The following is a 17,352-nucleotide window of genomic DNA, read 5'->3' as shown; positions in this document are numbered from 1 at the left end:
ATGTCTGCTTACGAACTTATCGATCACGAATACGACGTCGTTGTCGTCGGCGCGGGCGGCTCCGGCCTGCGCGCCGCCCTCGGCGCCGCCCAGCAGGGCCTGAAGGTCGCCTGCGTGACCAAGGTCTTCCCGACCCGCTCCCACACCGTGGCCGCCCAGGGCGGCATCTCCGCCTCGCTGGGCAATATGGGCGAGGACAGCTGGCAATGGCACATGTACGACACCGTCAAGGGGTCGGACTGGCTGGGCGACCAAGACTCGATCGAATATCTGGTCCGCAACGCCCCCAAGGCCGTCTATGAGCTGGAACACTGGGGCGTGCCTTTCTCGCGCACCGAAGAAGGCAAGATCTACCAGCGCGCCTTCGGCGGCATGACCCGCAACTTCGGCGAGGGCCCGGTGCAGCGCACCTGCGCCGCCGCCGACCGCACCGGCCACGCCATCCTGCACACCCTGTACGGCCAGTCGGTCCGTCGGGAAGTGAAGTTCTTCGTCGAATATTTCGCGCTGGACCTGATCATGCAGGACGGCGCCTGCACCGGCGTCACCGCCTTGCAACTCGATAATGGCCAACTGCACCAGTTCCGCGCCAAGATGGTCGTGCTGGCCACCGGCGGCTACGGCCGCGCCTATTTCAGCGCCACCAGCGCCCACACCTGCACCGGCGACGGCAACGCCATGGTGCTGCGCGCCGGCCTGCCGCTGCAGGACATGGAGTTCGTCCAGTTCCACCCGACCGGCATCTATGGCGCCGGCTGCCTGATCACCGAGGGCGCGCGCGGCGAGGGCGGATATCTGACCAATTCGGAAGGCGAGCGGTTCATGGAGCGCTATGCGCCGACCGTGAAGGACCTGGCCCCGCGCGACATGGTCAGCCGCTCCATGACCATCGAAATCCGCGAAGGCCGCGGCGTGGGTCCGAACAAGGATCACATATTCCTGCACCTGGACCACCTGGATCCGAAGATCCTGCATCAGCGCCTGCCGGGCATTTCCGAAAGCGCCAAGATCTTCGCCGGCGTGGACGTGACCAAGGCGCCGATCCCGGTCCTGCCGACCGTCCACTATAATATGGGCGGCATACCGACCAATTATCACGGCGAGGTGCTGACCCTGCGCGACGGCAACCCCGACAGCGTGGTGCCCGGCCTGATGGCCGTGGGCGAGGCGGCCTGCGTCTCGGTGCACGGCGCCAATCGCCTGGGCTCCAACTCCCTGACCGACCTGGTGGTGTTCGGCCGCGCCGTCGGCCTGCGCTGTGGCGAGGTGGTGGACAAGGCCTCGGCCGTGCCTTCGGCCTCCAAGACCCAGACCGACGCCCACCTGGCCCGGCTGGACCGCTTCCGCCACGCCGATGGCTCGACCCCGACGGCCGAGCTGCGCCTGGCCATGCAGAAGGCCATGCAGGCCGACGCGGCGGTGTTCCGCACCGGCGAGACCCTGCAACAGGGTACGGACAAGCTGCGCGCCATCGACGCCGCCGGTTCCGACATCAAGACCACCGATCGTGGTCTGATCTGGAACACGGACCTGATGGAGACCCTGGAATACGACAACCTGATCGCCCAGGCCGTGGTTACAATCGAGAGCGGTCTGAACCGCACAGAATCGCGCGGCGCTCACGCCCGCGAGGATTATCCGGACCGGGACGACGCCAACTGGATGAAACACACCCTGGCGTGGAAGCGTCCGGGCGAACAGGTCCAGATCGACTACCGTCCCGTGCATAATTACACGATGTCCGACGACATCGCGTACATCGAGCCCAAGGCTCGGGTGTACTGATCCACCATGGCCCAGCCGCCTTCAGACGCACAGCCTGACAGTCCCGCCACGCCGTTCGAGATCAGCGCGGCGACGGCGGCGCGTCTTGCGTTGGGCAAGGCGACGCCGCGGCGGTCGCTGGGGTTGAAGCTGCTGCTGGTCTGCGCCCTGGCGCTGCTGATGAGCATTCCGGCCCTCTTCGTCTTCGGCCTGCTGATGGATCGCAGCAATCGGGCCGATCGGGTCGCGACCGAGGTCGGCGACCTGATGGGTGGCAAACAGACCTTCCTGGGGCCGGTCATCGCCATCCCCTACAGTCGCTCGGCCGGGGTCGTCGCTGCCTCGCAGATTGCCGCCCCCGTCGCCCCGGCCCCGAACCTCGCCGCTGACCGAATCCAGACCGGCGTCTGGTACGTCTTCCCGGCCCAGGGCCGGATCGATGTGGACACGGATTCCGAAGTGCGTCGCCGCTCACTGTTCCGCGTCGCCGTCTATGAGGCCCAGGTCGGCTATTCCGCCCAGTTCGATCTGGACCGCGCGGGCGCGGAAGCGCCGGCCGGCGCCGTGCTGGACTGGAGCCGCGCCGAGATTCTGGTCGGCGCATCCGACGCTCGGGGCGCCCGCTCCGACATCACGCTCAAGATCGGCGGCCGTAACGCCGTGCTGACGCCCTCGACGCTTGATCCGTCGGTCGCCCTGACCACCGATCCAGGCGTCGACATGCGGTCCGCCACGGCGCCCCGTTCCGAATTGAAGCTCTTTGGAACACCGCTGAACCTGACCGACCGCGCCGGCGGACTGCAGGTGTCGGGTCGGGCGACCTTCTCGGGCGCGCAGAGGATTTCAGTCCTCCCCTTCGCCGGCACGACCGAGGCTGCGATCAAGGGCGACTGGCCCCACCCCTCCTACAACGGCGGCTTCCTGCCGACACGCCGCGAGACGGCGGACGGGGGGTTCGACGCGGCCTGGAGCGTACCCTTCGTGGCGCGCGGCATTCCCGCCGAGGGCGACGCCGGGGCCCTGGCGCGGCTGGGCGCGGCCGATCTGGCGGTCAGTTTCGTTGAGCCGGCAAACCCCTATCAGTCGGTCAGCCGCTCGCTGAAATACGCCCCGATGTTCATCGGCCTGGTTTTCCTGGCCTTCTTCCTGTTCGAGACCACGACCGGACGACGTGTGCACCCGGCGCAATATATCCTGATCGGTCTGGCCCAGGTCATCTTCTACATGCTGCTGCTGTCCATCGCCGAACACACCGGCTTCGACATCGGCTTCGCCCTGGCGGCGACGGCGACCGTCGCGCTGATCTCGGCCTATGCCGGATGGACCTTCGACAGCCGGCGCCAGGGCATTCGCGCCCTGATCGCCTTCACCTTCCTCTACGGTCTCATCTATGTACTGATGCGGCTGGAGGACTACGCCCTGCTGGTCGGCGCATTGGCCAGCTTCGCCGCGATCTTCGCGGTCATGTATTTCACTCGCAAGCTTGATTGGTACGGCATCACCGGCGCCGCGGCCAAGGACATATCCTGATGGTTCAGCTCACTCTCCCCAAGGGTTCCAAGCCGACGAAGGGCAAGGTCTTCAAGGCCGCGCCGGGGTCCAAGGACGTCAAGACCTACAAGGTCTATCGCTATGACCCCGAGGTGGACGCCGATCCGCGCTGGGACGTCTATGAGGTGCCGACCGGCGACCACGGCCCGATGCTGCTGGACGCCCTGATCCACATCAAGAACACGATCGACCCGACCCTGTCGTTCCGGCGCTCGTGCCGGGAGGGCATCTGCGGCTCGTGCTCGATGAACATCGACGGGCGCAACGCCCTGGCCTGCACCAAGGGCTGGGACGAATGCGCCTCGCACAACATCACCATCGCCCCCCTGCCGCACCAGCCGGTAGTCAAGGATCTGGTGACGGACCTGAGCCTGTTCTACGCCCAGTACGACTCGATCCAGCCCTATCTCCAGTCCGACGAGCCGGACCCGGAGAAGGAACGCCTCCAGACCCCAGCCGAGCGCGAAAAACTGGACGGCCTGTACGAGTGCATCCTGTGCGCCTGCTGCTCGACCTCCTGCCCCAGCTACTGGTGGAACCAGGAAGAATACCTCGGCCCGGCGGCCCTGCTGCAATCCTATCGGTGGATCTCCGACAGCCGCGACGACGCGACCCAGAAACGTCTGGACGATCTGGAAGACCCGTTCAAACTGTACCGCTGCCACACCATCATGAACTGCGCCCAGGTCTGCCCCAAGGGCCTGAACCCGGCCAAGGCCATCGCCGAAACCAAGAAGCTGATGGTCGCCCCCAGCCGCAAGAAACAGGCGGCCTGAGGTCGACGGACGAGCCACATGACGAGCCCCCGGAGTTCGCGCTCCGGGGGCTTTGTCGTTCAGGCCGGTTTTTAGGCCAGCTTCAGGCCGAGATGAGCTGTGAAATGTCGGAGGTCGGCGTCGTTCGTCGCCAGCGGCACGTCCGCGTCGATACAGGCCTGAGCCACGGCGTAAACTTACGGCCTTGCGCGGGCGGCGCGGCTTGATATGAGCGGCGCATGGCCAGCATCACCTATATCGAGCATGACGGAACCGAGCACGTCGTCGACGTGAAGCCGGGGCTCAGCGTCATGGAAGGCGCGATCCGCAACAATGTGCCGGGCATTGACGCCGACTGCGGCGGGGCCTGCGCCTGCGCCACCTGCCATGTCTATGTGGACGAGGCTTGGCGCGAGGCGACGGGCAAGCCCTCGGCCATGGAGGAGTCGATGCTGGACTTCGCCGAAGAGGTCGAGCCGAACAGCCGGCTGTCGTGCCAGATTCGCGTCTCGGACGCCCTGGACGGCCTGGTCGTGCGCCTGCCCGAAAACCAGCACTAACGTCGCAGGCTCGGGACGCCCCGCAGGTTGGACGTGACGTCGGACGGCCGGCGCGCTAGAGCCAGTCCATGACAGACACGCCGAAAAAGGGCTGGTTCCAGCGCCTGTCCGCCGGACTCTCGCGCTCCTCCAAACAGATGACCGACCAGGTCGTCGCCAGCTTCGTCAAGGAACCCCTGTCGGAGGCCTCGCTGGAGCAGCTGGAGGAGCATCTGCTGGAAAGCGATCTCGGTCCCGCCGCCTCGGCCCGGATCGTCGATCGTTTCCGGGCGCTGAAGTTCGGCAAGGAGGCTCAGGAGCAAGAGGTCAAGGAGGCCTTAGCGGAGGCCGTCGCCGCCGAACTGTCGCCGCGTCAGGCGAGCTTCGATCCGCTGAACGGTCCCAAACCCTATGTGGTCCTGTTCGTCGGGGTGAACGGCTCGGGCAAGACCACCACGCTCGGCAAGATCGCCGCCGACCTGACCGGCAAGGGCGCCAAGGTGATGATCGTCGCCGGCGACACCTTCCGCGCCGCCGCCCGCGAACAGCTGAAGGTCTGGGCCGAACGGGCCGGCGCCCATTTCGAGAGCCGCCGCGACGGCGCCGATGCGGCGGGGCTGGCGTTCGACGCCTACGCCAAGGCCAAGGCTGAAGGTTTCGACGTCGTCCTGATCGACACGGCCGGCCGGCTGCAGAACAAGTCCGCGCTGATGGACGAACTGCTGAAGATCGTGCGGGTGCTGAAGAAGGTGGATCCGGACGCCCCGCACGACACCCTGCTGGTGCTGGACGCCACGGTCGGGCGCAACGCCCTGGCCCAGGAACAGATCTTCGGCCGCACGGCCTTCGTCACCGGCATCGTCATGACCAAGCTGGACGGCACGGCGCGGGGCGGGGTGCTGGTGCCCGTGGCCCAGGCCTCGGACGCCCCCCTGATGCTGATCGGGGTGGGCGAGGGGATCGAGGACCTGCAACCGTTCGACGCGCGCGCCTTCTCGCGTTCGCTGGTGGGACTGGAAGACTGAGATGACCGACGCCCCCGCCTCGCCTGAGCCCAGGAAGAACCGCCAGTGGATTCGCCAGCTGGTCGACTTCGGCGCCCTGGCCGCCTTCATGATCAGCTATTTCACCACCCGCGACATGATCCTGGCCACCTGGGTCCTGGTCGGGGCTTCGGCCCTGGCCCTGGTCGTGGGCTATGCGGTGGAGCGGCGGTTCGCACCCCTGCCGTTGATCACCGGCCTGTTCGCCCTGGTGTTCGGCCTGCTGACGGTCTTCACCCAGGACGACCTCTATGTGAAGCTGAAGCTGACGGTGCAGAACGGCCTGCTGGCGATCGTGCTGCTGGGGTCGATCCCGCTGAAGAAGTATCCGTTCAAGGCCCTGCTGGGCTCGGCCATCAAGGTCAATGACGCCGCCTGGCGCACCCTGACCCAGCGCTACGGCCTTTATTTCCTGACCGTGGCGATCCTGAACGAGATCTTCCGCAGCCCCGCCGCCGTCACCGCCATCTGGCACGCCCTGGGCCGCGACACGCCCAATCCCAACGATGTCTGGACCAGTTTCCGCGGTGTCCTGTGGATCGCCGCCTCGATCTTCGGCTTGTCCCAGGTGCCGCTGATCATGAAGAACATGCCCAAGGACGAGGAGCCCGGCCCCGTCTCGCCGGATCCGGGGCTATAGCTTAACCGTTGATTTAAGCGGGGTAGCCTACAGACAGAATGTCGCATAACGGACATACTTCTCGCGTCAAATCGTAAAGCGGCGCTGATACGCATGCGGACGAAAGACAATCGGGGGACGGTCGAATGGTCAAGTCGGGCAAGTCGTTGCGCAAGGTCGGGCCGCTGGCCACCTCTCCCAGCCATCTGATGCATCGCGCGTTGCAGCTGGCGCTGGACATCTATTCCGAGGAAATGGGCGCCAACGGCCTGACCCAGCGCCAGTTCGCCGTTCTCGAGGCCGCTTCGCTGAAGGCCGGCCTGACCCAGACGGAACTGGTGCGGATGACCGGTATCGACCGCTCGACCCTGGCTGACCTGGTGACGCGGATGACCGCCAAGGGCCTGCTGGAGCGTGAACGCTCGACCCTGGACGCCCGCGCCAAGGCGGTCCGTCTGTCCACGGAGGGCGCTGCCCGGCTCGAGGCCGCGCGCCCCCTGGTCGAGGCCGCCGACAAGAGGATCATGGGCCTGCTGCCCAAGGGCCAACGCGACACCTTCCTGGCCCAGCTGGCCGAACTGGCCGCCGCCGCAGACGCGGCCCCCGACGCCGCCAAGGCCGAGGCCAAAGCCGCCAAAAAGGCGCTGAAGCTGGCCGAGAAGGAAGCCAAGAAAGCCGAAAAGGCCGCCAAGAAGGCGGTCCGCCCGGCCAAGGCCTCTAAGGTCAAAAAGCCCCGGCTGAAGGTGGTCGAGACCGTCTAGGGGTCGGCTCAGATCAGGCATCTGATCAGCAGACTCCCGCCCAGGATCGAAACGGGCGCGATCAGGCGCACGGCGACTGGCGGAATCTCCTTCGCCCACCAACGCGAATAGCGTGAGTGCCATCGTCGCGGCAGCAGGGCTAGCGCCAAGGCCGACACGACCAGAAACCATCCGATGAAGGCGATCCAGCCGGGAAGACGGGACGCGGGCGCGGCGAGAATCAGAAGAAGGCCCGCCACTCCGCGCACGGCCATTTCGCCGAAGTGAACAGAGGGCGTTCCGCCCATGGCCGCCAGAACCGACAGGGCCTTGCGCGGGGCGGCCGCCATGAAGAAGCCGACGGCGATCAGCCAGACCCCGGCCAAGGCGGACAGCCAGCTTGCAACTTCGGACATCGTCCTTCCTCCCCGCGGGGCGCCTGTCTAGCATGTCGGCGCAACCCGGCCCCTATCGTCGTTATGCGGGTTGAGGGGTTCGCTCGCGATCCCTCCACGCAATGGGAACAAGGCGGTTCAGCCCCCCTAGCTCTTTCTCAGCCGTTTGGCGTTGGCAGTGGCTGTCTTGTGGATGGGGGCTATGGCCTCCAGCTGGGCCTTGGCCAGTTCGCGATTAAGGGTCAGGGTCTGGCTCGTGGCCCGGCCCCACCAGCCCATGGCGTAACGAAACTGCGCCTGGGCCGCCTCGACGGGGCTTCTGGCTTGCGCCATCTCCATAGCCGCCTGCATCGCCCGCGATCCCTCGTCCAGCGCGACCTGGCCCAGCCGTTCGCCCATGGCGCCGGCGTTCGTCGCCAAGGCGCCGGCGGAGGCGGCCATGGCCTCGGCCTTTTCGGAGCTCATCAGCGACAGTTCGACCATGTCCTGACCCCTGGGATCCGTCAGACCCTGGGCCATCAGGGTGGTCCGCGCCGCGATCACCTCGGCCGAGGCGCTTAGCAGCTCTGCGCCCAGAACCGCGGGCGAGCGGGTCTTGCGGGTCAGAACGCCTCTCCAGGGCGGGTCTCGGCGGCGAAGGCCGCGATGTCAGCCAGCAGGGCCGGAACCGCCAGATCGATGATCCGCCGGCCCTTCTCGGGGCTGGCCTGGGCCGGGTCCGATCCGATCCGGCCGTCCGGGAAGCGGGCGCGATAGTCCAGGGCGTCGCGGATCGGTCCGCTGGGCGCGATCCGGGGCGAATATTCGGCCGTCTTGATCCGGTCGGGATAGGCGGCCTGGGTCACGGCGATCTCGGACGGGGTGGCGTGCATGCCGTGGCCGGTCGGGAAGATCTGGTTGCACAGGCTGTGCACGCCCGGCAGATCCCACCAGTTCTTCAGCTTAAGGACAAACGGAGGCGCCTCCTCGACAAAACTCCACTCCGCATAGATTTCGGAGAAGGTCGCCTCGATGGTGGCGACATTGCCGCCGTGCCCGTTCAGGAAATAGATCCGCTCGAACCCGTGCCGGCTCAGCGACGAGACCCAGTCGGTGATCGCGGCCATGAAGGTGGAGGGGCGCAGGGAAATGGTGCCGGCGAAGGCCAGGTGATGCTGGGCCATGCCGATGTTGAAGGTCGGGGCGACCATCAGGGTATCGTCGGTCCGTTCCGCCTCGTGGGCGATGATCTCGGGGCACAGCCAGTCGGTGCCCAGGAGGCCGGTGGGGCCGTGCTGCTCGTTGGAGCCGATCGGCACGACCACCGTCTTGGACAGCGGCAGGTCGGCGTTCAGGCGGGCGTCGATCTCGGGCCAGGACGACAGGTGGATCAGCATGGGCGAACTCCGTACGCGACCTGTCTCACCTAGCGCGAAGATCGCGGGGCGCATAGGCCGTGACGAAGACCCGTGCGGCCTCTCGCGCCCGTCGCGTTCGTTGGGCGTCGTCGATCTGCGGCACGTTCAGCATGGCGCGCAGATGGCCGTGGCCCAGGACCAGGCCCGAGAACATCTCGGCCGCATCGTCCGGGTCGGGCACGTCCAGCCGTCCGGCCCGCGTCTGTTCGGCCAGCCAGGCCGACAGCAGGCCCAGGCTTCTCTGCGGCCCGGCCTCATAGACCGCCATGGCGATATCGGGCGCCTCCGCCGACAGCAGCGTCACCCCGCGCATCGAACTGGCCTTGTCCGGATGACAGACCCGATCCAGCAGGCTGGCGGCCAGCGCCTCCAGCACCGCCGCCGGTTCGCCGGCCTCCTTCAGCGGCGCCGCCACGGCGTCGGACCTCTGGTTGGCCATGGCCTGGGCGATGGCCAGTTTGGAGGCGAAGCGATTGTAGACGGTCTGTTTCGACACGCCCGCCACGCGCGCGATCTCCTCCATCGACACCGCCAGCCCCTTGTCGGCGAACAGGGTCGCGGCGGCCTCCAGGATGGCCTCGCTCTTCTTCTCGTCGATCTGTCCGCGACGGCGCGCCATCAGTGGGCGTCCGACGGCGGGGCGCCGGCCGGGATCTTGACCGGCTCGGCCAGCAGGGTGACGAAGGCGGCGCAGGCGCACATGATGCCCAGCAGGGCGAAGGCGTCACCGAAGGCCATGGTGGTCGCCTGTTTCTGCAGCATGCCGTAGATGGCCTTCATCGCCGAGGCGGCGGGGTCGATCGTGCCGGCGAATCTCTGGGCCATGCCGGCCATCATCTGGCGCATGGCCTGATCGCCCTGGGTTATGCCGCTGGTCAGTTCGCCCATGTGGATGGCGGTGTTGGTGGTCAGGCCGGTGTTCAGTATGGCCAGGCCGAAGGCGCCGCCGACGTTTCGCGACAGGTTCACCAGGCCCGAGGCGTTCTTGACCATATGGGGCGGCAGGGTGGCCATGGTCACCTGCTGCGAGGCGATCATCGCCAGCATGACGCCGACGCCCCGGAAGGCCTGGACCGACGCGAACTGCCAGAAGCCCCAGTCGTCGGTGACGATCCGCGCCTCCCACATGCCCCAGGCGCACAGCATGAAGCCGCCGAACATCAGCACCCGCGCATCGAGCTTGCGCACCAGACGTCCGGCGAACGGCCCGGTGGCGAACATGGCCAGACCCGAGACCACCATGGTCGTGCCTACCTCGGCCGACGAATATTCACGCACCCGACCCAGGAACAGCGGCAGCAGGAAGGTGCCGCCGAACAGGGCGAAACCCACCGTGAAGGTCATGATGAAGCCGACCAGGAAGTTGCGGTTGCCGAAGGCGCGCAGTTCGACGATCGGCTGGCGATAGGTCAGCGACCGCCAGACGAACATCGGCGCGGCCACGGCGGCGACCACCGTCAGCAGCAGAATGGCGGTGTCGTCGAACCAATCGTTCTTGGCGCCCTCTTCCAGCACGAACTGCATGCTCATCAGGAAGGCGGCCATCAGGCCCAGACCCCACCAGTCGAACCCCTTGGCCAGCGAGGGGTCGCCCTTGTCGAAATTGCCGAACCGGCCGACCAGGAACAGGACCAGCAGGCCCGGCGCGACATTGATGAAGAACAGCCAGCGCCAGCTCAGCCATTCGGTCAGGTGCCCGCCCAGGGTCGGACCGACGGTCGGGGCCAGGGTGACGATCAGCCCCATGACCACGCTGGCCGTGACCCGCTTGTCCGGCGGAAAGGCGGTGAAGGCGACGGCGAAGACGGTCGGGATCATGGCCCCGCCGACGAAGCCCTGGATGGCCCGGAACAGGATCATCATGTCGATGGAGGTCGACAGGCCGGTGGCGATGCTCATCAGCACGAAGCCGGCGCACGAGGCCAGGAACAGCCGCTGGGTGCCCCATAGCCGCGACAGGAAGCCGGACAGGGGGATCATCACCACCTCGGGGATCAGATAGGCGGTCTGAATCCAGCTGATCTCGTCGGCCGAGGCGCCGACGCCGGCCTGGATCTGGGGCAGTGAGGCGGCGACGATCTGGATGTCCAGAATGGCCATGAACTGACCCACCACCATCCCGGAAAAGCCGAGCAGCAGCATGGTCCAGTTGATTTCGGGATGGCCGGCGACGGGCCCCTTCGAGGCCGAAGGGACCCCGGCGCCGTTCGCGGCGGGGTCGGCGGCGGTCACGGGCGGGTCGCCTCGTTGGAGGCCATCTGGGCGCCCACGGCTGCCTCGGCGAAGCTCTGGCCACCCTCGCTCTTCAGATCGACCTTGACGTCGACGGACAGGCCGGGCCGCAGGGCCAGGCCCCGGTCGGCGCCGCTGACCACGATCCGCACCGGCACCCGCTGGGTGATCTTGGTGAAGTTGCCGGTCGCGTTCTCGACCGGAATAAGGGCGAACTCGGAGCCGGTGGCGGGGGCGAAACTGTCGATGCGGCCCTCGATCTTGCGGCCGGGGAAGGCGTCGGCCGAAATTTCGACCGTCTGGCCCAGGCGCATCCGGTCCAACTGGGTCTCCTTGAAGTTGGCGACCACATAGGTCTGGGTCAGCGGCACGATCGACAGCAGCTGGGTCCCGGCGTTGACGTACTGGCCCGCCCGGACGCTGCGCGCGCCGACCACGCCGGCGACGGGCGCGCGGATGACGGTGCGCTCCAGCGCGATGCGGGCGGTGTCGACGACGGCGCGGGCCTGTTCGACGGCGGCGACGCTCTGTTCGCGGGTCGAGCCCAGAACCCCGGCGGTGCGCTGTTCGGCGACCAGGGCGGCCTGGGCCTGCTGGACGCTGGCGTCGGCGGTGGCGGCCGAGGCGCGCTCGGTCTGGATACGCTGCTGCGACACCCAGCCCTGTTCGGCCAGCTTGCCGTAACGATCGACCTCGGCCCGGGCCAGGCCGGCCTGGGCGTGGGCCTGGGTCACGGCGGCGGCGCGGGCGGCGATGTTGGCGCGCTCCTGCTCGGCCTGGGCGTCGACATTGCCGACGGCGGCGAGCGCGGCCTGGAGATTGGCCTCGGCGCGGGCCAGTTCGGCCCTCTGATCGGAATCGTCCAGCTTGACCAGGACCTGACCGGCCTCGACCCGCTGGTTGTCGCCGACCAGAACCTCGGTCACCCGGCCCGACAGCTGGGGGCTGACCAGGGTGGTGTCGGCCTGGACGAAGGCGTTGTCGGTGGTCTCCCACCGTTGGCCGTTGATCCACCAGACGACCCCGCCGGCGATGAGCATCAGGCCGACGATGACCGCGATGATCAGCGGCAGACGTTTCTTCAGTTCAGGCGACATAGGGAACATCCGGGGAAGGTGCGACGTTTTGAAGCGGGGCTAAAATGGACGTCATCGTCCAAAAATCAATGCCCGCTCGCAAGAATCCCGATCACGACCCGTTTTCGTGTATTTCCCCGCGCATGATCGACCGCCTCCCTGCCTCGAACCCGCTGCCCTCTCAGGTCGGTGTAGTCGTGATCGGCGCCGGGGCCGCCGGGATCGCCGCCGCGCAGCGGCTGATCCGCCCCGGCCTGTCCCTTCTGGTTCTCGAGGCCCGCAATCGCCTGGGCGGACGGGCCTGGACCCAGAGGGTCGAGGGCGAGGGCCTCGACATGGGTTGCGGCTGGCTGCATTCGGCCGACGATAATGTCCTGGCCGGTCGGGTCGAGGCCGAGGGGCTGACGCTGGACCAGACCCCGCCGCCGTGGCGGACCCAGGCCTTCGATCACGAGATGACGCCCGCCGACCAGGCGGACTTTCGCCAGGCCTTCGACGCGTTCGACCAGCGGGTGTCGGAGGCGGCGGCCCTTTTCCGGGCTGGCCTGGGCGAGGACCGGCCCGCCTCTGACTTCTTCGATCCCGACGGCCGCTGGAACGCTCGTATCGACGCCATCTCGGGCGCCATGAACGGCGCCCGTTTCGCCGAGGTCTCTAGCCTGGACTACGACGCCTATGGCGACACCGGGGTGAACTGGCGGGTGCGCGAAGGCTATGGCCGGTTGATCGCCCGGCTGGGGGAGGCTGTGTCGGGACGGGTCGTGCTGGACTGCGCGGTGCGGCGGATCGATCGGTCCGGCCCTTTGCTGCGGCTTGAGACCAGTCGGGGCGAGCTGACGGCTCGGGCGGTGATCCTGACCGTCCCCAACAGCCTGATCGCGACCGAGGCCGTCCGCATCGATCCGCCGGTTCCGACCCTGCTGGAGGCGACCGCCGGCGTGCCCCTGGGCCTGGCGTCCAAGGTGCATATGACCGTGCGGGGCGCGGGCGACTTCCAGCCCGACACCCAGCTGTGGGTTAGGGGCGATACGGCCCAGACCGGCGGCTATCATCTGCGGCCGTTCGGGCGGCCGATGATCGAAGCCTATTTCGGCGCCGACCTGGCCTGGGGGCTGGAGGCGCAGGGACCGGCGGCCGTGGTCGATTTCGCCGTCTCCGAACTGGTCGCGGCCCTGGGGTCGGACATGCGCCGACGGCTGGAGGCCGTGGCGGTCAGCGGCTGGGGCGTCGATCCCTGGTCGCGCGGAGCCTATTCCCACGCCCTGCCGGGCCATGCCGGCGACCGGGCCAAACTACGCGGCGCCGTCGAGGACCGGATCTTCCTGGCGGGCGAGGCCACCGCCCCTGTCTATTACGGCACGGCCCACGGGGCGTGGATGGAGGGCGAGCGGGCGGCGGACGCGGTCCTTGAAAGCCTGGGTCTTGACCCGCGCCGCGACGACGGCGACAGCGAGGCATGAAGCCGCCCAAGGCCCGAAAACCTCCGGTGAAACAGACCGTCAAACGCCCGTCGATCATGACCGGCGCGGCCATTCCCGTCCTGGCCTGGCCGCCGGACGAAGATCGGGTCGAGGCGATCTTCGAACGTCTGGCGGGGGTCATGCCCGACCCGAAGACCGAGCTGAACTTCTCCAACCCCTTCACCCTGGTCGTCGCCGTGGCTCTGTCGGCCCAGGCCACGGACGTCTCGGTCAACAAGGCGACCGACCGGCTGTTCCAGGTCGCCGACACGCCGCAGAAGATGCTGGCCCTGGGGGAGGAGGGGCTGGTCCCCTATATCGCCTCCATCGGCCTCTATCGCGGCAAGGCCCGCAACGTCATCGCTCTAAGCCGGATCGTGCTGGAGCGGCACGGGGGCGAGGTTCCGCTGAACCGGACGGACCTGCAGGCCCTGCCCGGCGTGGGGCGCAAGACCGCCTCCGTGGTGCTGAACGAACTGGGGATCGAGGCGGCCATCGCCGTCGACACCCATGTCTTCCGCGTCTCCCACCGGCTGGGTCTGGCCAACGCCGCCACGCCCGACAAGGTCGAGGCCCAGCTGTTCAAGGTCGTGCCCGAGGACTGGCTGCCCAAGGCGCACCACTGGCTGATCCTGCACGGCCGCTACACCTGCACGGCGCGCAAGCCCAAATGCCGGTCCTGCGTCATCGCCGACCTGTGTCCGTCGCGGGCGGGGCTGATGGCCTTGGGCGAGGCGGGCTAGGCGAGGCGGACGTCGTCCGAGTCCATATCTTCGATCATCTTGTGAAGAAGATCGCGCAGATTGACGATCTGCTGTTCGGACAGAGGCAGGCGTTTTACGACCTCGCGGCGGACGTCCAGAACCTCTTCACGCAGAGTCCAGGCTTTAGGGGTGGGCTGAATCCAGACCTTGCGCTCGTCCGTCTCGTCCCTTCGGCGTTCCAAAAGGCCGGCGGGTTCCATCTTCTTGACCTGGGGGTTCAGGGCGCCGGGATCCATGTGAGTGCGGCGACCAAGCTCGCCCATGGTCAGGGGGCGGTCGGTTTCCCACAGGGCGAGCAGGATCAGATACTGGGGGTGGGTCAGATTCAGCGGGTCCAGTAGGCGACGGTAAATTCGCGTCACCAGGCTGCTGGTCGTCTGAAGCGCCAGGCACAACTGCGAGTCGATCTCCAGATCGGGGACCCGTCCGTGAACTGTCGGTGCTGTATCCATGACCCCCAGTAGATTATGACGAACGGGCGGAAAAGCCAGAAGGCGTTCGAGTATCTGCATGGGAAAAGAATATCAGAAATGATATAATCATTTGTTAGCAAGATTGCTTCAGTTTGCAACTGTTCAGAAGGAGCAGACAAATTGTTCAGCAACCGCCAGAGCCGTCGTAATATCGAAGAGTTGCAGGAGCTCCGCGAGGTCGTAGCCGCCATTAAGCGCGCCCAGGCAGTGATCGAGTTTGAGCTGGATGGCACGATCATTACGGCCAACGAAAATTTCCTGGCCGTGATGGGCTACAGCCTGGACGAGGTCCAGGGACGCCATCACCGGATGTTCATTGACCCCTCTGCGAGTGAAGCTCCCGCGTATCTGGAGTTCTGGCGGCGCTTGAACGGGGGCGAATTCATCACCGACAAGTTCGAGCGTTACGGCAAGGGCGGCGCCCGAGCGGTGATCGAGGCCAGCTACAACCCGATCTTCGGCGCCGACGGCAAACCCTATAAGGTGGTCAAGTTCGCCACCGACGTGACGGCGGTGGAGGTGGAGCGCGAACGGCGCGCCGAGGCCGATCGCATTGCGGCCGAGACTCAGTCGTCGGTGGTCCAGGCCACGGGACGGGGGCTGTCGGCTCTGGCGGCGGGCGACCTGTCCTACCGTATCAAAGAGGCCTTCCCGGGTGACTATGCGATCCTGCGAGAGGACTTCAACCGGGCGATGACGTCGCTGGATCACGCGGTGGGGGTCATTCGCAACAATGCCGGTTCGATGCTGTCGGGCGCGAACGAGATCAGCAGCGCGGCCGAGGACCTGTCGCGCCGCACCGAACGTCAGGCCGCCGGACTGGAGGAAACCGCCGCCGCCCTGGATCAGATCACCGCCACCGTCCGCAAGGCGGCCGAGAACGCCCAGTCCGCCGATACGGTCGTAAGCCAGACCCGGACCCAGGCCGAAACCGGCGGGGGCGTCGTTCAACGCGCCATTTCCGCCATGGGCGAGATCGAGACGTCCTCGAAACAGATCGGCGACATCATCGGCGTGATCGACGAGATCGCCTTCCAGACCAATCTGCTGGCCCTGAACGCCGGGGTCGAGGCGGCGCGGGCGGGCGAGGCCGGTCGCGGTTTCGCCGTGGTGGCGTCCGAAGTGCGCGCCTTGGCCCAGCGCTCGGCGGACTCGGCGCGCGAGATCAAGACCCTGATCTCGACCAGCAGCAATCAGGTCAAGAGCGGTGTCGTGCTGGTGCGGGAATCGGGTGACGCTCTGTCGGGCATCGCCGTGCGCATCAATGAGATCACCCATCTGATGGGCGAAATCCGCGCCTCGACCCAGGAGCAGGCCCTCGCCTTGGCCGAGGTCAATACGGCCGTCAACGAGATGGACCAGGTCACACAACAAAATGCTGCGATGGTCGAGGAATCGACCGCCGCGAGCCTGAGCCTGAACCGCGAGGCGACTGAATTGGCCCAGTTGGTTGGACGTTTCCAGGTCAGCGAAGAGGGATCTGACCAGGCGCCGGCCCCGATCCGCCAGGCCCAGGCGCGGATCCAGGCCTTCGCCGCCCAGACCACGCCCGCCCGGCCGCGTCTGGTCGCCTCGGGCGGCGGCGGTGGGGACTGGGAGAGCTTCTAGACGGCTAACCGATCCTGCACGGCGCGGGCGAAACCGGCGCCGTTGGCCGGGTCGTGGTCCAGATAGAAGTCAGGCTCGATCAGTTCGGCCTCCATCAGCACCCAGGCGCCGGCGTCGTCGCGGGCCAGGTCGATGCGGGCGTAAAGGAGGGGCTCGTCGACGGCCGCCAGCACCTGTTCGGCCAGGGCCATGGCATGGGCGTCCGGCGTCACTGTTGTATAGAGGCCGCCGAACTGGATCTGGATGCGGAAGTCGCCGGGCACGGGGCGTTTGTTCACCGCATGGCTGAACCGTCCGCCGAAGAAGAGCAGCGAGGTCTCGCCCTCGGTCTCTATCGACTTCAGATAGGGCTGGATCATCGCTGGGCCTTCGGGCGCATCGCTCAGGACGTCGCCGCGCGACAGGCGCAGGGTGCGGAATGCGCCGGCTGACACCGTCGGCTTGACGATCAGGGTCGAGACCCCGGTCTCGGCGAAGGCGGCCTCGACCTGATCCTGATCGACCCGCTCGCTCCAGCGCGTCGGCGGGATCGGCACGCCCTTGTCGGCGAGGCGCGCCAGATAGGTCTTGTCCGAGTTCCAGCGCAACACCTCGGCCGGATTGGCGACCGGCAGCCCTGCCTCGGTCCAGGCCGCGCAGGCCTTCAGCCAGCGGCCGTGATCCCGGTGATAGCCCCAGGCGATGACCGGCAGGATCAGGTCATGGGCCGCCAGACCCGAGGCCTCCTCGACATGGTCGGTCCAGGGCGTGGCGACGACCGTCGCGCCCGTTCCTTCCAGCGTCGCCTTCAGCCGGTCCAGCACGCTGGGCCAGCGGCCGACATAGGTGTGGTCGTCGGGATCGGGGGTCAGGACGGCGATCTGGGTCATGGTCGCCTGCCTATCGCACCTGGAGGCGACATATAAGGGCTTCCTTATGGGATTTCGGGTGACGCGG

Annotated in this window: 18 protein-coding genes; 10 read left to right on the top strand and 8 right to left on the bottom strand. The window is 67.2% G+C overall.

Annotated elements, in window-relative coordinates:
* From sdhA to H2037_RS14145, 7 genes are all read left to right on the top strand, one after another.
* Positions 1 to 1,785 (top strand): succinate dehydrogenase flavoprotein subunit, encoded by a 1,785-nt coding sequence (gene sdhA, locus H2037_RS14175; RefSeq protein ID WP_292123296.1) that lies wholly within the window; start codon positions 1 to 3, stop codon positions 1,783 to 1,785.
* A gap of 6 nt (positions 1,786 to 1,791) precedes the next feature.
* Positions 1,792 to 3,294, top strand: a complete 1,503-nt coding sequence (creD, locus tag H2037_RS14170) for a cell envelope integrity protein CreD (protein ID WP_292123294.1) — start codon at positions 1,792 to 1,794, stop codon at positions 3,292 to 3,294.
* Positions 3,294 to 4,091 carry a succinate dehydrogenase iron-sulfur subunit gene (locus H2037_RS14165; protein WP_292123291.1) on the top strand — a complete coding sequence of 266 codons (798 nt, stop codon included), beginning with the start codon at positions 3,294 to 3,296 and terminating at the stop codon, positions 4,089 to 4,091. The genes creD and H2037_RS14165 overlap by 1 nt, the downstream gene beginning before the upstream one ends.
* A gap of 218 nt (positions 4,092 to 4,309) precedes the next feature.
* Positions 4,310 to 4,630, top strand: coding sequence for a 2Fe-2S iron-sulfur cluster-binding protein (locus tag H2037_RS14160; RefSeq protein ID WP_008259676.1), 321 nt, complete (start codon positions 4,310 to 4,312; stop codon positions 4,628 to 4,630).
* Positions 4,631 to 4,698: 68 nt separating this feature from the next.
* A complete protein-coding gene (gene ftsY / locus H2037_RS14155; protein WP_292123289.1) occupies positions 4,699 to 5,634 on the top strand; it encodes a signal recognition particle-docking protein FtsY in 936 nt (311 codons plus the stop codon).
* Position 5,635: 1 nt separating this feature from the next.
* Positions 5,636 to 6,292, top strand: coding sequence for a septation protein IspZ (locus tag H2037_RS14150; RefSeq protein ID WP_292123287.1), 657 nt, complete (start codon positions 5,636 to 5,638; stop codon positions 6,290 to 6,292).
* Between the two features lie 125 nt (positions 6,293 to 6,417).
* On the top strand, positions 6,418 to 7,032 hold the full coding sequence (locus H2037_RS14145; RefSeq protein WP_292123285.1) for a MarR family transcriptional regulator: 615 nt from the start codon (positions 6,418 to 6,420) through the stop codon (positions 7,030 to 7,032).
* A gap of 8 nt (positions 7,033 to 7,040) precedes the next feature.
* Here H2037_RS14145 and H2037_RS14140 read toward each other — a convergent pair whose 3' ends face one another.
* The 6 genes from H2037_RS14140 to H2037_RS14115 form a co-directional block, all read right to left on the bottom strand.
* Positions 7,041 to 7,427: a hypothetical protein gene (locus H2037_RS14140; protein ID WP_292123283.1), complete on the bottom strand. Its 387-nt coding sequence runs from the start codon at positions 7,425 to 7,427 to the stop codon at positions 7,041 to 7,043.
* A 126-nt stretch (positions 7,428 to 7,553) separates the two neighbouring features.
* Complete coding sequence (locus tag H2037_RS14135; protein WP_292123281.1) at positions 7,554 to 7,925, bottom strand: phasin; 372 nt, start codon at positions 7,923 to 7,925, stop codon at positions 7,554 to 7,556.
* Positions 7,926 to 8,008: 83 nt separating this feature from the next.
* The gene (locus H2037_RS14130) at positions 8,009 to 8,782 is read right to left on the bottom strand and encodes a creatininase family protein (RefSeq protein ID WP_292123279.1); all 774 of its coding nucleotides are present in this window, start codon (positions 8,780 to 8,782) and stop codon (positions 8,009 to 8,011) included.
* A gap of 25 nt (positions 8,783 to 8,807) precedes the next feature.
* Positions 8,808 to 9,422, bottom strand: coding sequence for a TetR/AcrR family transcriptional regulator (locus tag H2037_RS14125; protein ID WP_292123277.1), 615 nt, complete (start codon positions 9,420 to 9,422; stop codon positions 8,808 to 8,810).
* The gene (locus tag H2037_RS14120; RefSeq protein WP_292123275.1) at positions 9,422 to 11,035 is read right to left on the bottom strand and encodes a DHA2 family efflux MFS transporter permease subunit; all 1,614 of its coding nucleotides are present in this window, start codon (positions 11,033 to 11,035) and stop codon (positions 9,422 to 9,424) included. The genes H2037_RS14125 and H2037_RS14120 overlap by 1 nt, the downstream gene beginning before the upstream one ends.
* Positions 11,032 to 12,132 carry an HlyD family secretion protein gene (locus tag H2037_RS14115; RefSeq protein WP_292123273.1) on the bottom strand — a complete coding sequence of 367 codons (1,101 nt, stop codon included), beginning with the start codon at positions 12,130 to 12,132 and terminating at the stop codon, positions 11,032 to 11,034. Before H2037_RS14115 ends, H2037_RS14120 begins: the two co-directional genes overlap by 4 nt.
* A 122-nt stretch (positions 12,133 to 12,254) precedes the next feature.
* Here H2037_RS14115 and H2037_RS14110 point away from each other — a divergent pair, with 122 nt between their 5' ends.
* Positions 12,255 to 13,571 carry an NAD(P)/FAD-dependent oxidoreductase gene (locus H2037_RS14110; RefSeq protein WP_292123271.1) on the top strand — a complete coding sequence of 439 codons (1,317 nt, stop codon included), beginning with the start codon at positions 12,255 to 12,257 and terminating at the stop codon, positions 13,569 to 13,571.
* Between the two features lie 56 nt (positions 13,572 to 13,627).
* Positions 13,628 to 14,314 carry an endonuclease III gene (gene nth, locus H2037_RS14105; protein WP_292123332.1) on the top strand — a complete coding sequence of 229 codons (687 nt, stop codon included), beginning with the start codon at positions 13,628 to 13,630 and terminating at the stop codon, positions 14,312 to 14,314.
* Here nth and H2037_RS14100 read toward each other — a convergent pair.
* Positions 14,311 to 14,847 (bottom strand): MarR family transcriptional regulator, encoded by a 537-nt coding sequence (locus H2037_RS14100; protein WP_292123269.1) that lies wholly within the window; start codon positions 14,845 to 14,847, stop codon positions 14,311 to 14,313. The genes nth and H2037_RS14100 overlap by 4 nt on opposite strands.
* A gap of 81 nt (positions 14,848 to 14,928) precedes the next feature.
* Between H2037_RS14100 and H2037_RS14095 the strand changes: the two genes are divergently transcribed.
* Positions 14,929 to 16,416 (top strand): PAS domain-containing methyl-accepting chemotaxis protein, encoded by a 1,488-nt coding sequence (locus tag H2037_RS14095; RefSeq protein WP_292123267.1) that lies wholly within the window; start codon positions 14,929 to 14,931, stop codon positions 16,414 to 16,416.
* On the opposite strand, the gene H2037_RS14090 is transcribed toward H2037_RS14095, so the two are convergent.
* Entirely contained in the window at positions 16,413 to 17,285 is an 873-nt protein-coding gene (locus H2037_RS14090; RefSeq protein ID WP_292123265.1) for a transporter, read from the bottom strand. The two genes, H2037_RS14095 and H2037_RS14090, sit on opposite strands and share 4 nt — an antisense overlap.
* Between the last annotated feature and the right edge of the window lie 67 nt (positions 17,286 to 17,352).

Origin of the sequence: Brevundimonas sp. (assembly GCF_013912065.1) — a bacterium.
Classification (GTDB): domain Bacteria; phylum Pseudomonadota; class Alphaproteobacteria; order Caulobacterales; family Caulobacteraceae; genus Brevundimonas.
The sequence above is the reverse complement of the archived record's forward strand: the minus strand, read 5'-3'. Positions and strand labels throughout refer to the sequence as shown.